Here is a 15300-nt window from a genome sequence, read left to right as displayed (position 1 = left end):
CCATACTATCGACATACGAGCAATCGCGTGCTCATATGAGCACCCGCAAGGAGGCGAGAAGTACATGTCGCGACGACGCGTCCCCGACGAGGTCGGGATCGCGGGGATCTTGGTCCTCGTGGTGGTGGTGATGAGTCTGCTGTCCCCGAACTTCCGCACCGCCGGGAACTTCGAGGTCCTGCTGCTGAACGGTGCCGTGGTGGCGCTGCTCGCGCTGGGCCAGACCTTCGTGCTGCTCACCGGTGGCATCGACCTCTCGACGGGGTCCAACCTCGCCCTGACGGGCATGGCCGCGGCGCTCGGGATGCAGGCGGGGCTGCCCTGGTGGGCCGCCACGGTCCTCGCGCTCGTCGTCGGCGTCGCGGTCGGCCTCGTCAACGGGATCTTCGTGCACTACCTGCGCCTGCCCCCGTTCATCGCGACGTTCTCGATGTTCGGCATCGCCGGCAGCATCCCCATGATCCTCACGGGCGCGGCGTCGGTCACGGTGCGCGACCCGATGTTCGCCTTCCTCGGGCGCGGCGGGGTCTTCGGCATCCCGACGCCGATCCTCATCGTGGCGCTCGTCGCCGTCGTCTTCAGCGTCCTCCTGGCGCGCACCAGCACGGGCGTCCACATCTACGCGCTCGGCGGCAACAAGGAGACGGCGCGCCTCGCGGGCATCCACACCGGGCGCACGACCCTCTTCGTCTACGCGGTCTCCGGCCTGTGCGCCGCGCTCGCCGGCGTCGTGACGACCTCGCGCCTCATGGTCGGGTACCCGTCCGCCGGCTCGGGCAACGAGCTCTTCTACTCGATCGCCGCCGCGGTGGTCGGCGGGGTGAGCCTGTTCGGCGGGGTCGGCTCGATCGGCGGCGCGCTGCTCGGCGCGGTGCTCATCGCGACCGTCTCGAACGGCATGAACGTCGTCGGCGTCGACAGCTTCTGGCAGCCGCTCGTCATCGGCGTGATCATCCTCGCCGGCGTCAGCCTCGACACCTACCGCCGCTCGCTCTCGACCACCGGAGGGAAGGGTCGCCTCTTCCTCCAGCTCCTGCAACCACGGCGCGCCTCGCGCGCCACGTCCTGACCCCCACCGCTCGAAGGAGAGTACTCATGCGACGCAAGATCATCGTCTCGGCCCTCGCCGTGACCGCCCTCGCCCTCGCGGGCGCCTGCTCCGCCGTCGACACCGGCACCGGCGACACGAGCGGGAGCGGCTCGACCGACCAGGCCGAGACCACGCTGCCCGCGTCCTGCGACGGGGAGAACCCGTACGTCGCGGTCAGCCTGCCGAACCTCACCAACCCGTACTACGTGGCCATGAAGCAGGGCTTCGAGGACGGCGGAGCCGCCAACGGGTTCGACGTCGAGGTCCAGGTCGCGAACGACGACGACGCCCAGCAGCTCGCCCAGGTCGAGGCCATGCTGCAGAAGGACCCGTGCGCGCTCGCGCTGAACCCCGTGAAGTCGGAGCCCGCCGCCGGGATCGTCAAGGCGGCGAACGACGCCGGCGTGCCCGTCTTCACCGTGAACGTCATCGTGGACGAGGACGCGCTCGCCGCCCAGGGGGCGACGATCGTCCAGTACCTCGGCGCGGACAACGAGGCGGGCGGTCGCGCGATGGGCGAGAAGGTCCTCGAGGACCTCGGCGCCGACGCCGCGCTGAGCATCGGCTTCATCACCGAGCCCGACGAGCGCCCGGTCGTCATCCGCGACGAGGGCTTCACCGACGCGGTGTCGGCCAACCCGAACGCCGAGGTCGTCGCCAAGGTCGACGGCAACGTCAAGCCCGACGACTCGCTGCGCGTCACCGGCGAGATGCTCCAGGGCAACCAGGACATCAACGTCATCTGGGCCTCGACCGGCCCCGCCGTCTACGGCGCGCTGCAGGCCCTGGGCAACCGCACCGACGTCGCGCTCTACGGGTTCTGCGCCTCCGAGGAGCCGCTCACCGAGGTGTACCGCGGCTGCGTCGCGCAGGAGCCGGAGAGCTACGGCACCCAGGTGACCGAGCAGATCCGCGCGTACGTCGACGGCGAGGACGTCGAGCCGGAGATCCTCCTGCCGCTCAAGGCGTTCACCGTCGGCGAGACCCCCGCGCCGGGGGAGGTCGGCTGACATGACCGACGTCACGACGTCGGTCCCGCGGGGCGCCGCCGAGGGCGGCGCCCTGCGGGCCAGCGGGATCGTCAAGAGCTTCTCGCACGTGCGGGTGCTCAAGGGCATCGACCTGACGCTCGCGGCGGGCACCGTCACCGGGCTCGTCGGGCACAACGGCGCCGGCAAGTCGACGCTGCTCCGCGTCCTCGCGGGGGCGCACCCCGCCGACGAGGGCACGGTGTCCGTGGACGGCCACGCGCTGCCCCAGGGCTCCCCGACCGCCGCGCTCGACGCGGGGATCTCGACCGTCTACCAGGAGCTGTCGCTCCTGCCGAACCTCACGGTCACGCAGAACGTGTTCCTCGGTCGTGAGCTGACGCGCGGGGGAGCGCTCGACCGCCGCGCCATGCGCGACCAGTCCCGCGCGCTCGCGGACCGGTTCGGCCTCGCGGTGGACGTCGACCGCAAGCTCGGCGCCTACCCCGTCGCGACCCGCCAGCTCCTCGAGATCGCGGTGGCCGTGGCGCGCGACGCGCGCTACCTGCTGCTCGACGAGCCGACGACGAGCCTCGAGGGCGGGCAGGTCGAGCGCTTCCTCGAGACCGTGCGCGACCTGGCCCGCACCGAGGGCCTGGGGATCCTGCTCGTCGACCACAAGCTCGACGAGCTGTACGCCGTCGCCGACCACGTCGTCGCGCTCGTCGACGGCGAGGTCCGCATCGCCGGCCCGGCCGGCACGGTCGACCGGCAGGCGGTCGTCCACGCGATCGCCGGGGACGAGGCCGTCGCCTCGACGGGTGGCGTCACGGAGGCGGCGCACCGCACCGACGTCGTCCCGCTCGACGCGGGCGCCCGCCCGTCGCTCGTGGTGCGGAACCTGCGCACGCCCGCGCTCGCCGACGTCAGCCTCACGGCCCATCCCGGCCGCGTGCTGGGGGTCTACGGGCTCATCGGCGCCGGCCGCACGGAGCTGCTGCGCACGCTCGTCGGCCTCGACAGGGTCCTGGCCGGGAGCATCGAGCTCGACGGCGCGCCGTACCGGCCCGCGACCCCCGCCGAGGCCCAGCGGCGCGGTCTCGTCTACCTCACCGAGGAGCGCAAGGTCGACGGCATCGTCGGCGGGCTGGACGCGACGACGAACGTCGTCCTCCCGGTCCTCGACCGGTACCGGCGGCTCGGCCTGCTCGACAAGCGACGGATGCGCCGCGAGGCGGCGGCCCTCATGGACCGCATGCAGGTCCGCGGGGACCGCGAGGGCCCCGTCGAGCGCCTGTCCGGCGGCAACCAGCAGAAGGTGCTCCTCGCCCGCGTCCTGGCGCAGGCGCCGCGCGTGCTGCTGCTCGACGAGCCCACCAAGGGCGTCGACATCGGCGTGAAGACCGAGATCCACCGGCTCCTGCGCTCGCTCGCGCACGACGACGGGCTCACGGTCGTCGTCGTGTCCAGCGAGGAGGAGGAGATCCTCGAGCTGGCGGACGACGTCGTCACCCTCACGGAGGGCCGGTGCGACGGCGACGTCGTCGCGGCCGGCGACCTGTCCTCCGTGGACCTGCGGCACGCGGCCTGGAGCGCCGCGTGACCTCACCGAGAACCCCTGGACGAGGAGTACCCATGACCATCCCCGACACCACGACGCGACGCCGTGCCGCCGTGCTCGAGACCGCCCGGGCCGTCGTCGCGCACGAGGCGCAGGGGGTCGCGGCGAGCGTGACCGACCTGGGCGACGTGTTCCTGGACGTGGTCCAGCGGGTGTACGAGTGCACGGGCAAGGTCTTCGTCACCGGGGCGGGCACGTCCGGCGCGGTCGCGCGCCGCATGGCGCACCTGCTCTCCGTGTCCGGCACCCCGTCGGTGTTCATCTCCGGCGCGGACGCGCTGCACGGCACGATGGGCGCGATGGCCCCGGGCGACATCCTCGTCGCGATCTCCCGCGGGGGCGGGAGCGACGAGATCAACGACCTGGTCGTGCGCGCCAAGGAGCGCGGCGTCGACACCGTCGTCGCGGTCACGGCGGACGCCTCCTCGCGCCTCGCGCGGAACGCGGACGTCGTGGTCGAGCTGACGATGATCCCCGGGATCGACCCCGGCGAGGTCATCGCGATGGGATCTACCCTCGTGACGGCAGCGTGGGGCGACGCGCTCGCCGTGGTCCTCATGCGGATGCGCGGGTACTCGTGGGCGAACGTCCTGCACTCGCACCCGTCGGGGGCCGTCGGCAAGATCGACGAGGCGCCCCAGGAGCTGCCGCCCCTCGAGCCCTACTGGAAGTAGCCATGGACCTTGTCGCAGGGGTCGACTCGTCGACCCAGTCCTGCACCGTCGAGCTGCGCCGCCGGGACGACGGCGCGCTCGTCGGGACCGCCTCCGCGCCTCACCCCCGGACCGCACCGCCCGTCAGCCGGCAGGACCCGCGGGACTGGTGGGCCGCGTTCCGGGCGGCGTTCTCGGGCGCCTTGCGCGACGCCGACGCCGACCCGACGCAGGTCGTCGCGCTCGCCGTCGGCGCGCAGTGCCACGGGCTCGTGCTGCTGGATCGGAGCGGCGAGCCCCTGGCTCCCGCGCCGCTGTGGAACGACACGACGGCGGGCCCCGCGGCGGCGCGGATCGCCGAGGAGTACGGGCTCGAGCCGTGGATGCGCGACGTCGGCATGGCGCCGTCGTCCGCCCTGACGATCATGAAGCTCGCGCACGTGGCGGAGACCGACCCCGCGCTCCTCGTGCGCGTCGCGCACGTCCTCGTGCCGCACGACTACCTCACCTACCGGCTCACCGGGTCGACGGTCACCGACCGGTCCGACGCCGCCGGGACCGGCTACCTCGACGTGCACCGCGGCGTCTGGCGGCCCGAGCTCCTGGACCGCTTCGTCTCGCCGGACGTCGGCTGGGAGGACGTCCTCCCGACCGTCCTCGGGCCCGACACCCCGGCCGGGACCGTGCGCCCGGACGTGGCGGCCGAGCTCGGGCTCGGGCCGGGGGTCGTCGTCGGGCCGGGCGGGGGAGACCAGCACCTCGCCGCCGTCGGGCTCGGCCTCGTCGAGGGCGACCTCGGGGTCTCCCTCGGCACCTCCGGCGTCGTCCTCAGCCCGCGCCGCACGTCCGTCGTCGACCCGCTCGGCACGGTCGACTCCGTGTGCGACGCGACCGGCGGGTACCTGCCCCTCGCGTGCACGCTCAACGCCGCCAAGGTCACCGACACGTTCGCACGGCTCCTCGACGTCGACCACGCGACCCTGGAGCGCCTCGCCCTCGCCGCCCCCGTCCGGGGGGAGCGGCCGACGCTCGTCGCCTACCTCGACGGCGAGCGCACCCCGCGGCGACCGGGCGCGACCGGCGTGCTCGGCGGGATCACCGGCGAGACCACCCGGGAAGACCTCGCGCTGGCCGCGTTCGAGGGCGTCGTGGCCGGCCTCGTCGGGGCGGCCCGCGCGCTCGAGCGCGTGGGCGTCGACACGACCGGCGAGGTCGTCGTCAACGGCGGGGGTGCCCGGTCGCTCGCGTACCGGCAGGTCCTCGCCGACGCCCTCGGCCGCCCCGTCGTGCGTCGCGCGGCCCCCGAGGCGACGGCGCGCGGCGCGTGCGTCCAGGCCGTCGCCGTCCTCGAGGGCGCCACCGTCGTGGACGTCGCCGCGTCGTGGGCGCCCGCCGTGCTCGACGCCGTCCCGCCCCGCGACGTGCCCGCGACGATCGACGCCCCCTACTACGACCTGCTCGCCACGGTCGCGGACCGGCCCCGGCCGACCGCGCCCTGACCGCACCACCGCGGCCTGACCGCACCACCAGGGAGAACGCATGCTGTACATCGACTCCGCCGACCGCGACCAGGTCGAGCGGCTCCTCGCGACCGGCCTGTTCGCCGGCGTCACCACGAACCCGACGATCCTGTACCGGTCGGGGCTCACGGTCGACGACGTCCCCGCCGTCCACCGCTGGGCGCGCGCCGCCGGGGCCGGGACGGTCTTCCTCCAGGCCGTCGGCCCGGACGAGGCGGCGTTGGAGGCGCACAGCCGGGAGCTCGTCGACCTGGGGCCGGACGTCGTCGTCAAGCTGCCCGCGACGCGCGACGGCCTCGCCGTCTCCCGCCGGCTGACGCGCGAGGGGGTGCCCGTGCTCGTCACGGCCGTCTACCACGCGTCCCAGGCGCTCCTCGCGGACGCGGCCGGCGCGGGCTGGGTCGCGCCCTACGTGGGGCGGATGGGCGACCTCGGGCTCGACGGCGTCGAGCAGACGGTCGACCTCCACGCCACGCTGCGCGCGTCTGGTCAGGGGTGCCGGGTGCTCGCCGCGAGCCTGCGCGACACGACCCAGGTCGCGGCGCTCGCGGCCCGCGGGATCGAGGACTTCACGCTGTCCACCGCGCTCTGCTCGGCGTTGCTGGAGAACCCGGACACCGTCGCCGCGGCGGCGCAGTTCGAGACCGACGCCCGCGCGGCGGGGTGACCACCCTTCCGGACGGACGACGACGCGGGGCAGGGACGATGTCCCCGCCCCGCGTCGTGACCTGCAGGAGAGTGCGGCGCGCGGCCGTGACCGCGTCGCGTCAGTCGTCGAGCGAGACGGTGCCGCGGGCGACGCCGCCGAGCCAGGCGAGGCTGGGCTTGGGCGTGCGCTCGAAGGTCTCCGGGTCCCAGGCGACGAGCCCGAAGGTGGGGGCGAAGGAGCCCCACTCGTAGTTGTCGAGCAGCGACCAGTGCAGGTAGCCGAGCAGCGGGAGGCCCGCCTCCATCTCGGCGTGCAGCGCGCGCAGGGCGTCGCGCGTGTAGTCGATGCGCCGCGCGTCGTCGGCCGTCGCGATGCCGTTCTCGGAGACGAGGACCGGCAGGCCGGTGATCTCGTGCCCGAGGCGCGCGGCCTCCGCGATGGCGGCCGGGTAGTACTCCCACCCGGTGAGCGTCTTCTCGGAGTCCTCCGGGGCGGGCAGCGGGCCGTCCACCGTGATGCGCGTGCGCGTGTAGGCCTGGACGGCGATGAAGTCGTCGCCCTTCGCGGCTTCCAGGAAGACCGTCTCGCGCGGGTAGGCGTACTCGCGCAGGACCTCCTCGGCGCCCGGGTCGGCGAAGAACTGCTGCGGCGCGACGGGCCACCCGACGGGCACCCCGACGGTCCGCACGAGCTCGACGGCCCGGCGGTGCGCGGCGATCAGGTGCTCGGTCGCGACCGGGTCGGGCGCGTGCATGGTGCCCGCCTGGAGCTGCTCGGCGCCCTTGGCGGCCGTGATCATCATCGCGAGGATGTTCGGCTCGTTGATGGTGAACACGTGCGACGCGCGGTCGAGCAGCGGCAGCACGTGCTCGACGTACCGCGCGAACCGCTCGACGGACCGCGGGTCCGTCCAGCCGCCGTCCTCCGCGAACCAGCGCGGCGACGTGAAGTGGTGCAGCGTGATGAGCGGCGTGACGCCGTGCTCCAGGCAGCAGTCCACCATGCGGCGGTAGTGGTCGAGCTCGGCGCGCGAGAAGCGACCCTCGGCGGGCTCGATGCGCGCCCACTCGATCGAGAACCGGTAGGAGGTGAGCCCGGACTCGGCCAGCAGCCGGACGTCCTCGGCGTACCGGTGGTAGGAGTCGGCGGCGTCACCCGACGGCTCGGCGAGCGTCGAGGCCGGGTCGACCTCGCGGGCCCACCAGTCGCTGTTGACGTTGTTGCCCTCGATCTGGTGGGCCGCCGTCGAGGCGCCCCAGACGAAGGACTCGGGGAAGGTGATCGACACAGGTACTCCTCGTCGGTCGCCGGTCACTTGATGCCGGTCATGGCGATGCCCTGCACGAAGTAGCGCTGCAGGAACAGGAACAGGATGAGGATCGGCGTCACGACGAGCACGGAACCGGCCATGAGGAGGCCGTAGTAGGTTCCGTTCGAGCCGACCGAGTACAGCGAGAGCGCGACCGGGAGGGTGTACATGTTCTCGGTCTGCGCGACGACCAGGGGCCACAGGAAGTTGTTCCACGACCCGAGGAACGTGAGGATGCTCAGCGTCGCGAGCGGCGGGCCGCACTGGGGCAGCACGATCCGGAAGAAGACGCGGAACTCGCCGGCGCCGTCGATCCGGGCGGCCTCGATGAGCGCGTCGGGGATGCCGAGCATGAACTGCCGCATGAGGAACACGCCGAGCGGTCCGGCGAGGAACGGCAGGATGAGCGCGGGGTAGGTGTTGACGAGCCCCATGTTGGACACGAGCACGAACATCGGCACGAGCGTGACGACGCCCGGGACCATGAGCGTGAGCATGACGAGGGCGAACAGCACCCGCTTGCCGGGGAAGCTCATCTTCGCCAGGGCGTAGCCGACCATCGAGCAGAACACGATGTTGCCGAGCACCACGGCGACCGCGACGACGATCGAGTTGGTGAAGTACTGCCCGTAGTTGAGCTGGGAGAGCCACCGCTCGTAGTTGTCGAGCGTGGGGTTCTGCGGCCACCACGTGATGGGGCGCTGGAGGAGCTCGCCCTGCGTCTTGAAGCTGCCGAGGGCCATCCAGATGAACGGCATGAGGGTCAGGAGCAGCCCGACGACGAGCGCCGTGTAGGTGGCGCCGCGCGACCAGCGGATCGGGCGTCGCGGCCGACGGCGGGGCGCGCCCTCCGGCGTCGACGTCGCGGAGGTGGTCCGCGAGGACGTGACGGTCATGTCAATCCTCCTTCGACCGCAGCAGGCGGAACTGGACGGCGGCGAGGGCGGCGATCAGCGCGAAGAGCACGTACGCGGCTGCGGAGGCGAACGCGTAGTTGCCGTAGCCGAACTGGTTGTAGACGTAGTAGCTGATGGTCAGCGTGGAGTTGACCGGGCCGCCCTTGGTCATGACGAACGGCTCCTCGAACACCTGGAGGAAGCCGACGGACAGCAGCACCGCGCCGAGCAGCAGGGTGGGGCGCATGAGCGGGACCGTGATGGAGCGGAAGCGGCGCCACGAGCCGGCGCCGTCGACCTCGGCGGCCTCGTAGACGTCGCGCGGGATCGCCTGCAGGCCGGCCAGGAAGATGATCATGAGCGTGCCCATGTTGCGCCAGGCGGCCATGACGATGATCGACGGCATCGCCGTCGCGCTGTCGTTGAGCCAGTCCGGGCCGTCGATGCCGACCCAGCCGAGCACGGTGTTGACGAGGCCGGAGTCCTGGAGGATGAACCGCCAGACGACCGCCACGGCGACGATCGACGTCACGACGGGCGTGTAGAAGCCGACGCGGAAGACGCTGCGGAACTTCTCGATGCCCGAGTTGAGGGCGACGGCGAGTGCGAGCCCGAGCACCATCGTCAGCGGGATGCCGACGAGGACGAAGTAGAAGGTGTTGAGCAGCGCCTTGCGGAACAGCTCGTCCTGGAAGACGCCGGTGAAGTTCTCGAGCCCGACGAAGTTCACCGCGAACGGCGTCTTGATGTCACGGATCGTGAGGTCCGAGAACGACATCCCGAACGACGCGAGCAGCGGCCCCAGCATGAAGACCGCGAAGACCGCGACGAACGGGAGAGCGAACAGCCAGGCGACGAGCGCTTGCCGTCGCCGGTGGACGGCGCCGGCCGTACGCCGGCGCCGTCCCTCGGTGGTGGTGGTCATGACTGACGGGCCCTGTTACCAGCCGAGCCCGAGCGTGTCGGCCTTGGCCTGGATCGCCTTGGCGGCGTCCTCGGACGTGACCTGACCGTTCGCGACCTTCTCGGCCTCGGTCTCGATCGTCGCGGAGAGCTCGTCCCAGCTCGGCACGGTCGGCGGGGCGATCGTGTTGTCGAGCTGCTCCTGGAGCACCTGGGTGCGCGGGTTGGACGTCAGCGGCTCGTAGTCCCACGCGGTGGTGAGGGCGGGCAGGTCGCTCGTCGCGTCGAACCAGGCCTGCTGCGTCTCGGGCTGGGCGAGCCAGCGCACGAGCTTCCACGCGCCGTCGGCGTTCTTGGCCTCGGCGAACACGCCGAGGTGGGCGCCGCCGATGTACGAGTCGTTGTTCGCGGAGCCCGCGGGCACCGGGACGGTCGCGACGTTCTGCTCGACCCAGTCCTCGCCCTGCAGGTCGGCGAGCACGTTGACCATCCACGGGCCGGAGATGAACGCCGGGTCGGAGCCGTCGACGAACGCGCTGTTCTGCGAGTCGCCGTAGCCCGACAGCGGCGACAGGCCCTCGGCGAAGAAGGACGCGTAGTAGTCGAGCGCGTCGATCATCGCCTGGTTGTCGAGGTCGAACGCGTCGCCCGCCTCGTCGAGGACCGAGCCGCCGGCCTGCGAGTAGAACGGCAGGATGACCTGCGTGGAGTCCTCCGCGTCGCCCATGGGGAGCTGGAGGCCGTAGGTCGAGCCGTTCGCCTGCATGGCCTGCGCGAAAGCGGTGAGCTCCTCCCACGACGTGGGCGCCTCGACCCCGGCCGCCTTGGCCAGGTCGGAGCGGTAGTACAGGACGCGGGTCTCGACGTACCACGGCACGCCGTACTCGACGCCGTCCGCGACGGTGGACGCGGCCGCACCCTCGACGAAGTCGGCGCTGTCGACGAGGCCGTCCGGGACGGGCGCGAGGCCGCCGGTGGCGACCATCGTCGGCATGAAGGACGAGCCGATCATGATGGCGTCGGGCACGGTGCCCGCGGCGACGGCGGTCTGGAACTTCGTCATGACGTCGGCCCACGGGATCGTGGTGACCTCGACGTTCGCGTCGGGGTTCTCGTCCGTGAAGCCCTGGACGAAGTCGGGCAGCTTCTCGCCCTCCTCACCCATCGCCCAGATCGTGATGTCACCCTCCGCGGGGGCGTCGTCGACCGTCGTGGTGGACCCGGCGGCGCTCTCGCCACCCGTCGAGTCGTCGTCCGCGCGACCGCACGCGGTCAGGGCCAGGAGTCCGACGACGCCGATGGCGACCGCCTTGCGTCCGAGCTTCATGAGCAATCCTCCTCATCGAGCAGTCGGCTCGTCTGGTGTGAGCCGCTGTGGAAACTACCTTAGCGTGCGCTCGGTTAGTATTTTCAACCGGGGCGTCCAGGCCGTACCGTTGGCGCCGAGAGACTGGCGAAGGAGACGGTGATGAACGAGAGCGACTCCGCAGGTGGCGGCGCCACGACGGGGACGGCGGGGGCCGTGGGGAACCGAGCGACGACGACCGCGACCCGCGGCACGACGGCGGCCGGCCTGCCCGACCGACGCATCGTCCGGGGCGAGCAGCGCCGCCGCGAGATCCTGCGCACGGCCGTCGAGGTGTTCGGCGAGCAGGGCTTCCGCGGCAGCTCGCTGCGCGAGATCGCGGCGCGCGTCGGCATCTCCGAGGCCGGGCTCCTGCACCACTTCGGCAGCAAGGCGGGCCTCCTGACGGCGACGCTCGAGGAGCGCGACCGGCGCGACCTCGTGCGCCGCACCGAGGACGAGGCCGCCGGCGCGGACCTCCTCACGACCATCCGCGACCAGGTCCGGCGCAACGCCGAGACCCCCGGCCTCGTGTCCCTGCACGTCGTGGTCGCCGCCGAGGCGACGGACACCGCCCACCCGGCCCACGACGTCGTGCGCGACCGGTACCGCGCCCTGCGCCACCAGGACGACACGCGCTTCCAGGACGCCGTCGCGCGTGGCGAGCTGCGCCCCGAGGTCGACCCGCAGGCGATCGGCCAGCTCTTCTCCGCCGTCATGGACGGCCTGCAGCTCCAGTGGCTGCTGGACCCCGACAACGTCGACATGGTCGCGCTCTTCGACCAGTTCCTCGCGCTGCTGCGCCCCGAGGGCACGACCCCCGCAGCACCCGAGACCCGCACCACCGAGCAGGAGACCGCGTGACCCTCACCGCCAGCCCCGCACGCACGACCCCCCTCGCGGGCGCGACGCTCGCCTCGGGCGAGCTGACCGTCGAGCTCACCGGCGGGGGTGACGTGCGCGCCGTGAGCACGGGCGGCCTGCTCGTCAACCAGTACCTGCCGGGCGAGCACGACCGCATGCCCGGCGGCGTCCTGCTGCGCGCGACCCGCGCGGACGGCGGCGTCGAGGTCGCGCGCCTCACGGGGTCGGCGCCCGCGGTGACGTCGGTCGAGGTCGGCACCGACCGCGTCGTGTGGTCGGGCGAGGCGCTCGGCCTCGCCACGCGCGTCGCGCTGACGCTCGACGGGCGCACGCTCGTCTGGCGGGTCGACCTCACGGCCGGGCCCGCGACGCCCGCGGACGTCCGTTACGACGTCGTGCACGCGCAGGACCTCGCGCTCGCGCCGCCCGCCGCCGCGCTGTCGAGCGAGCCGTACGTGTGCCAGTACCTGCTGCACCGTGCGATGGAGCACCCCGACGCGGGCACCGTGCTCGTCAGCCGGCAGACCATGTCCGCCCAGCCGCGCCTCCCGCTCGCCGTCGCGTTCCTCGTCGAGGGCGCGGTCGCGCACCTCACGGACTCGCTCCAGGTCTTCACGGCGCGGGCGCGGCGCGACGGCGTCCCGCACGGGCTGCTCGGGCCCGTGGACTCCGGCGTGCTCCAGTACGAGTACGCGATGCCGACCCTCGTCTCGCGTCCGCTCGACCTGTCCGGCGGGACCGCCCGCGTGCACGCGGTGACCGTCGTCGACCCCGACGCGCCGGGCCCGCTCGCCGCGCACCTCGACGAGGTGGCCGGCTGGGCCGCGGCCGCGGTCGCCGCCGCGGCGGACGAGCGCGCGACCACCCCGCTGCCGCGGACCGGGTCCGTGCTGCGCGACGCGCCGCTCCTCGCGGGCGACGAGCTCGGCGAGGCCGACCTGCTCGCCGCCGTCGGGCTCGGCCCCGACGACGTGCTCCTGCCCGAGCGCGACGCCGACGGCACGCTGCTGTCGTTCTTCACCGCGACCGGGACGCACGTCGTGGACGCGCGCAAGGACACGGTGACCGAGCGCTCGCACGGGCACGTGCTCAAGGCGGGCGACGACGTGCTGCCCACCGACGACGTGCTCTCCACGACGGCGTTCGCGCCCGGCGTCTTCGCCTCGCACGTCGTGCTCGGCAACACCACGGCCAACCGGCTCGCGACGGTGCACCGGCACCACCTCAACCTGCTGCGCAGCAGCGGGCTGCGCGTGCTCGTCGACGACGGCCGCGGACCGTGGCTGCTCGGCCTGCCCTCCGCGCTCGTCCTCGACGTCGGCGGCGTCCGCTGGGTCTACGAGACGCCGCTCGGCCGCGTCGACGTGCGGACCGTCGCGCACGACCGCGAGAACCGCATCGACGTGGACGTGCGCTGCGACCGACCGCTGCACGTCACCGCGACCCTCGAGCTCGACGACGAGGCGGGCGGCTGGGTCGTCGAGCACGTCGCCCCGGCGGCGGACGCCGGCGAGGCCGTCGTCGTGCACCCGGTCCCGGGCGGCGACGTCGACGCGCACTACCCGGACCTGCGGTACGTCGTGGCGTCGAGCGCCTCGGTCTCGCTCGACACCGAGACCCCTGCGGGCACGTCCGCCGGGACCGCGCGCCGCCTCACGAGCGCGACCGACTCCGGCGCGCTCCGGATCGCGATCACCGCCTCGCTGCGGGGACCCGACGCCGCGCTCGCCCTCACGGGGTCGGCGCACGACCCGCTCGCGGACCTCGACGCGACGCTCGCGGGCCACCTCGCGACCGTCCGCGGGGTCGTGCGCGGACTGCGGTTCGCGCCGCACGCAGAGCTCGAGACGCACGAGCTCGACCTGCTCGTGCCCTGGTACGCGCACGACGCCCTGGTCCACTTCCTCGTCCCGCACGGCCTGGAGCAGTACTCGGGTGCGGCGTGGGGCACGCGCGACGTGTGCCAGGGGCCGTTCGAGCTCGCCCTCGCGGGCGGGCGGCACGACGTCGCGCGCGCGATCGTGCTGCGCGTCCTCGCGCACCAGCACACGTGGGGCGAGTTCCCGCAGTGGTTCATGTTCGACGCGTACGGCGAGCGCTACAACGACTCCTCGCACGGCGACGTCGTCGTGTGGCCGCTGTTCGCGCTCGCGCAGTACCTCGACGCGAGCGGCGACCTCGCGGTCCTCGACGAGCCGGTCCCGTTCTGGGACCACGCGCACCGGCGCCCCGCCGCGTCGGGGGCCGACGCCGCGGCGACCGTGCGCGACCACGTCGCGCGCCTGCTCGACCACCTCGACCGCGACCGCCTGCCCGGCACCGCCCTGCCCGCGTACGGCGAGGGCGACTGGGACGACACGCTCCAGCCCGCCGACCCGCGCATGCGCACGGACCTCGCGTCCACGTGGACGTCCGCGCTGCTCGTGCAGGCCGCCGAGCTGCTCGCCCGCACCACGTCCGGCAGCGACGACCACGCCGCCCTCTCGGCGCGCGCCGGGACCCTGGCCGCCGAGGTGCGCGCGGACCTGCGCGAGCGCGCGCTCGTCGACGGCGTCCTGGCCGGGTACGTGCGGCACGGGTCCGACGGCGACGAGCTCGTCATCCACCCGTCCGACACGGTCTCCGGGATGCGGTACCGCCTCATCCCCATGACCCAGTCGATCATCGCGGGCATCCTCACGCCCGAGGAGGCGGAGCACCACGAGCGCCTCGTGGTCGAGCACCTGCACTTCCCCGACGGCGTGCGCCTCATGGACCACCCCGCCGCGTTCGACGAGGGCGTCCCGCACACGTTCCTGCGGGCCGAGCAGGCGGCGAACGTCGGCCGCGAGATCGGCCTCATGTACGTGCACGCGCACATCCGTTACGTCGAGGCGCTCGCCGCCCTGGGCCGCGGTCGAGCGCTCGACGAGCTGCTGCGCATCAGCCCCGTCGACCTGGGCAGCCGCCTCGCGCACGCCGCGCCGCGCCAGCGCAACGCGTACTTCTCGTCGAGCGACGCCGACTTCCCGGACCGCCAGAGCTTCGCGCGCGACTTCGACCGGCTGCGCGACGGCACGGTGGGCGTGCGCGGCGGGTGGCGCGTGTACTCCAGCGGGCCGGGCATCTACCTGCGTCAGCTCGTCCAGGGCGTGCTCGGCCTCACGGAGCGCTCGGGGTCGACCGGCGCGCTCGTCGTCGACCCCGTGCTGCCCGCGGCGGCCGACGGCCTCGCCGTCGACCTCGAGCTCGCGGGGCGGACGCGCCGCGTGGTCTACCGGGTCACCACGATCGGTGAGGGCGTCCGGGTCCGCGCCGGGTCCGACCGCGGCGCGCTCGTCGACGTCCCCACCACCCCGCGGGCCGGCGACTACCGCGAGCGCGGCGTCCTCGTCGCGTCGGACGACCTGGGTGACGCCGACCTGGTCGAGATCACGGTGCCCGCGGGGTCGTAGGCCCCCGGGTCTCGTCGCCGCGTCGCGTGGTCCCGCGCGGGGGCGGGA

12 protein-coding genes are annotated in these 15300 nt (G+C 73.3%); 8 read left to right on the top strand and 4 right to left on the bottom strand.

Annotation, left to right across the window (positions count from 1 at the left end; translation table 11 throughout):
* Positions 1-64: 64 nt before the first annotated feature.
* Genes JOE63_RS01230 through JOE63_RS01205 form a run of 6 tightly spaced genes read left to right on the top strand, consistent with a single transcriptional unit; the run spans position 65 to position 6519 of the window.
* Positions 65-1069 (top strand): ABC transporter permease, encoded by a 1005-nt coding sequence (locus JOE63_RS01230; RefSeq protein WP_204538472.1) that lies wholly within the window; start codon positions 65-67, stop codon positions 1067-1069.
* 26 nt (positions 1070-1095) lie between these two features.
* Positions 1096-2100 carry a substrate-binding domain-containing protein gene (locus JOE63_RS01225; RefSeq protein ID WP_087470398.1) on the top strand — a complete coding sequence of 335 codons (1005 nt, stop codon included), beginning with the start codon at positions 1096-1098 and terminating at the stop codon, positions 2098-2100.
* Between the two features lies 1 nt (position 2101).
* Positions 2102-3661, top strand: a complete 1560-nt coding sequence (locus tag JOE63_RS01220) for a sugar ABC transporter ATP-binding protein (RefSeq protein WP_204538469.1) — start codon at positions 2102-2104, stop codon at positions 3659-3661.
* 32 nt (positions 3662-3693) lie between these two features.
* The gene (locus JOE63_RS01215; protein ID WP_087470396.1) at positions 3694-4353 is read left to right on the top strand and encodes a KpsF/GutQ family sugar-phosphate isomerase; all 660 of its coding nucleotides are present in this window, start codon (positions 3694-3696) and stop codon (positions 4351-4353) included.
* Between the two features lie 2 nt (positions 4354-4355).
* Positions 4356-5831 carry a xylulokinase gene (locus JOE63_RS01210; RefSeq protein WP_204538466.1) on the top strand — a complete coding sequence of 492 codons (1476 nt, stop codon included), beginning with the start codon at positions 4356-4358 and terminating at the stop codon, positions 5829-5831.
* Between the two features lie 40 nt (positions 5832-5871).
* On the top strand, positions 5872-6519 hold the full coding sequence (locus tag JOE63_RS01205) for a transaldolase family protein (protein WP_087470394.1): 648 nt from the start codon (positions 5872-5874) through the stop codon (positions 6517-6519).
* Positions 6520-6619: 100 nt separating this feature from the next.
* Here JOE63_RS01205 and JOE63_RS01200 read toward each other — a convergent pair whose 3' ends face one another.
* The 4 genes from JOE63_RS01200 to JOE63_RS01185 are packed head-to-tail and all read right to left on the bottom strand — an operon-like array spanning position 6620 to position 10936.
* Positions 6620-7789, bottom strand: coding sequence for a glycoside hydrolase family 1 protein (locus tag JOE63_RS01200; protein ID WP_307839885.1), 1170 nt, complete (start codon positions 7787-7789; stop codon positions 6620-6622).
* 23 nt (positions 7790-7812) lie between these two features.
* Positions 7813-8706: a carbohydrate ABC transporter permease gene (locus tag JOE63_RS01195; protein WP_087470393.1), complete on the bottom strand. Its 894-nt coding sequence runs from the start codon at positions 8704-8706 to the stop codon at positions 7813-7815.
* Between the two features lies 1 nt (position 8707).
* Positions 8708-9631, bottom strand: coding sequence for a carbohydrate ABC transporter permease (locus JOE63_RS01190; protein ID WP_047230920.1), 924 nt, complete (start codon positions 9629-9631; stop codon positions 8708-8710).
* A gap of 15 nt (positions 9632-9646) precedes the next feature.
* Positions 9647-10936: an extracellular solute-binding protein gene (locus tag JOE63_RS01185; protein WP_204538463.1), complete on the bottom strand. Its 1290-nt coding sequence runs from the start codon at positions 10934-10936 to the stop codon at positions 9647-9649.
* Positions 10937-11077: 141 nt separating this feature from the next.
* Between JOE63_RS01185 and JOE63_RS01180 the strand changes: the two genes are divergently transcribed.
* Positions 11078-11818 (top strand): TetR/AcrR family transcriptional regulator, encoded by a 741-nt coding sequence (locus JOE63_RS01180; RefSeq protein ID WP_087470391.1) that lies wholly within the window; start codon positions 11078-11080, stop codon positions 11816-11818.
* Complete coding sequence (locus JOE63_RS21570; protein WP_204538460.1) at positions 11815-15252, top strand: GH36-type glycosyl hydrolase domain-containing protein; 3438 nt, start codon at positions 11815-11817, stop codon at positions 15250-15252. The genes JOE63_RS01180 and JOE63_RS21570 overlap by 4 nt, the downstream gene beginning before the upstream one ends.
* Positions 15253-15300 lie beyond the last annotated feature (48 nt).

Source organism: Cellulosimicrobium cellulans, from assembly GCF_016907755.1.
In the GTDB taxonomy this organism is placed as follows: Bacteria; Actinomycetota; Actinomycetes; order Actinomycetales; family Cellulomonadaceae; genus Cellulosimicrobium; species Cellulosimicrobium cellulans_D.
The sequence above is the reverse complement of the archived record's forward strand: the minus strand, read 5'-3'. Positions and strand labels throughout refer to the sequence as shown.

What these genes read in the sequence shown, in the direction of transcription:
- JOE63_RS01230 (WP_204538472.1), top strand. Translation starts at nt 65, where the DNA reads ATGTCGCGACGACGCGTCCCCGACGAGGTCGGGATCGCGGGGATCTTG.
- JOE63_RS01185 (WP_204538463.1), bottom strand. Translation starts at nt 10,936, where the DNA reads ATGAAGCTCGGACGCAAGGCGGTCGCCATCGGCGTCGTCGGACTCCTG.
- JOE63_RS01215 (WP_087470396.1), top strand. Translation starts at nt 3,694, where the DNA reads ATGACCATCCCCGACACCACGACGCGACGCCGTGCCGCCGTGCTCGAG.
- JOE63_RS01225 (WP_087470398.1), top strand. Translation starts at nt 1,096, where the DNA reads ATGCGACGCAAGATCATCGTCTCGGCCCTCGCCGTGACCGCCCTCGCC.
- JOE63_RS01220 (WP_204538469.1), top strand. Translation starts at nt 2,102, where the DNA reads ATGACCGACGTCACGACGTCGGTCCCGCGGGGCGCCGCCGAGGGCGGC.
- JOE63_RS01195 (WP_087470393.1), bottom strand. Translation starts at nt 8,706, where the DNA reads ATGACCGTCACGTCCTCGCGGACCACCTCCGCGACGTCGACGCCGGAG.
- JOE63_RS01180 (WP_087470391.1), top strand. Translation starts at nt 11,078, where the DNA reads ATGAACGAGAGCGACTCCGCAGGTGGCGGCGCCACGACGGGGACGGCG.
- JOE63_RS01190 (WP_047230920.1), bottom strand. Translation starts at nt 9,631, where the DNA reads ATGACCACCACCACCGAGGGACGGCGCCGGCGTACGGCCGGCGCCGTC.
- JOE63_RS01205 (WP_087470394.1), top strand. Translation starts at nt 5,872, where the DNA reads ATGCTGTACATCGACTCCGCCGACCGCGACCAGGTCGAGCGGCTCCTC.
- JOE63_RS01210 (WP_204538466.1), top strand. Translation starts at nt 4,356, where the DNA reads ATGGACCTTGTCGCAGGGGTCGACTCGTCGACCCAGTCCTGCACCGTC.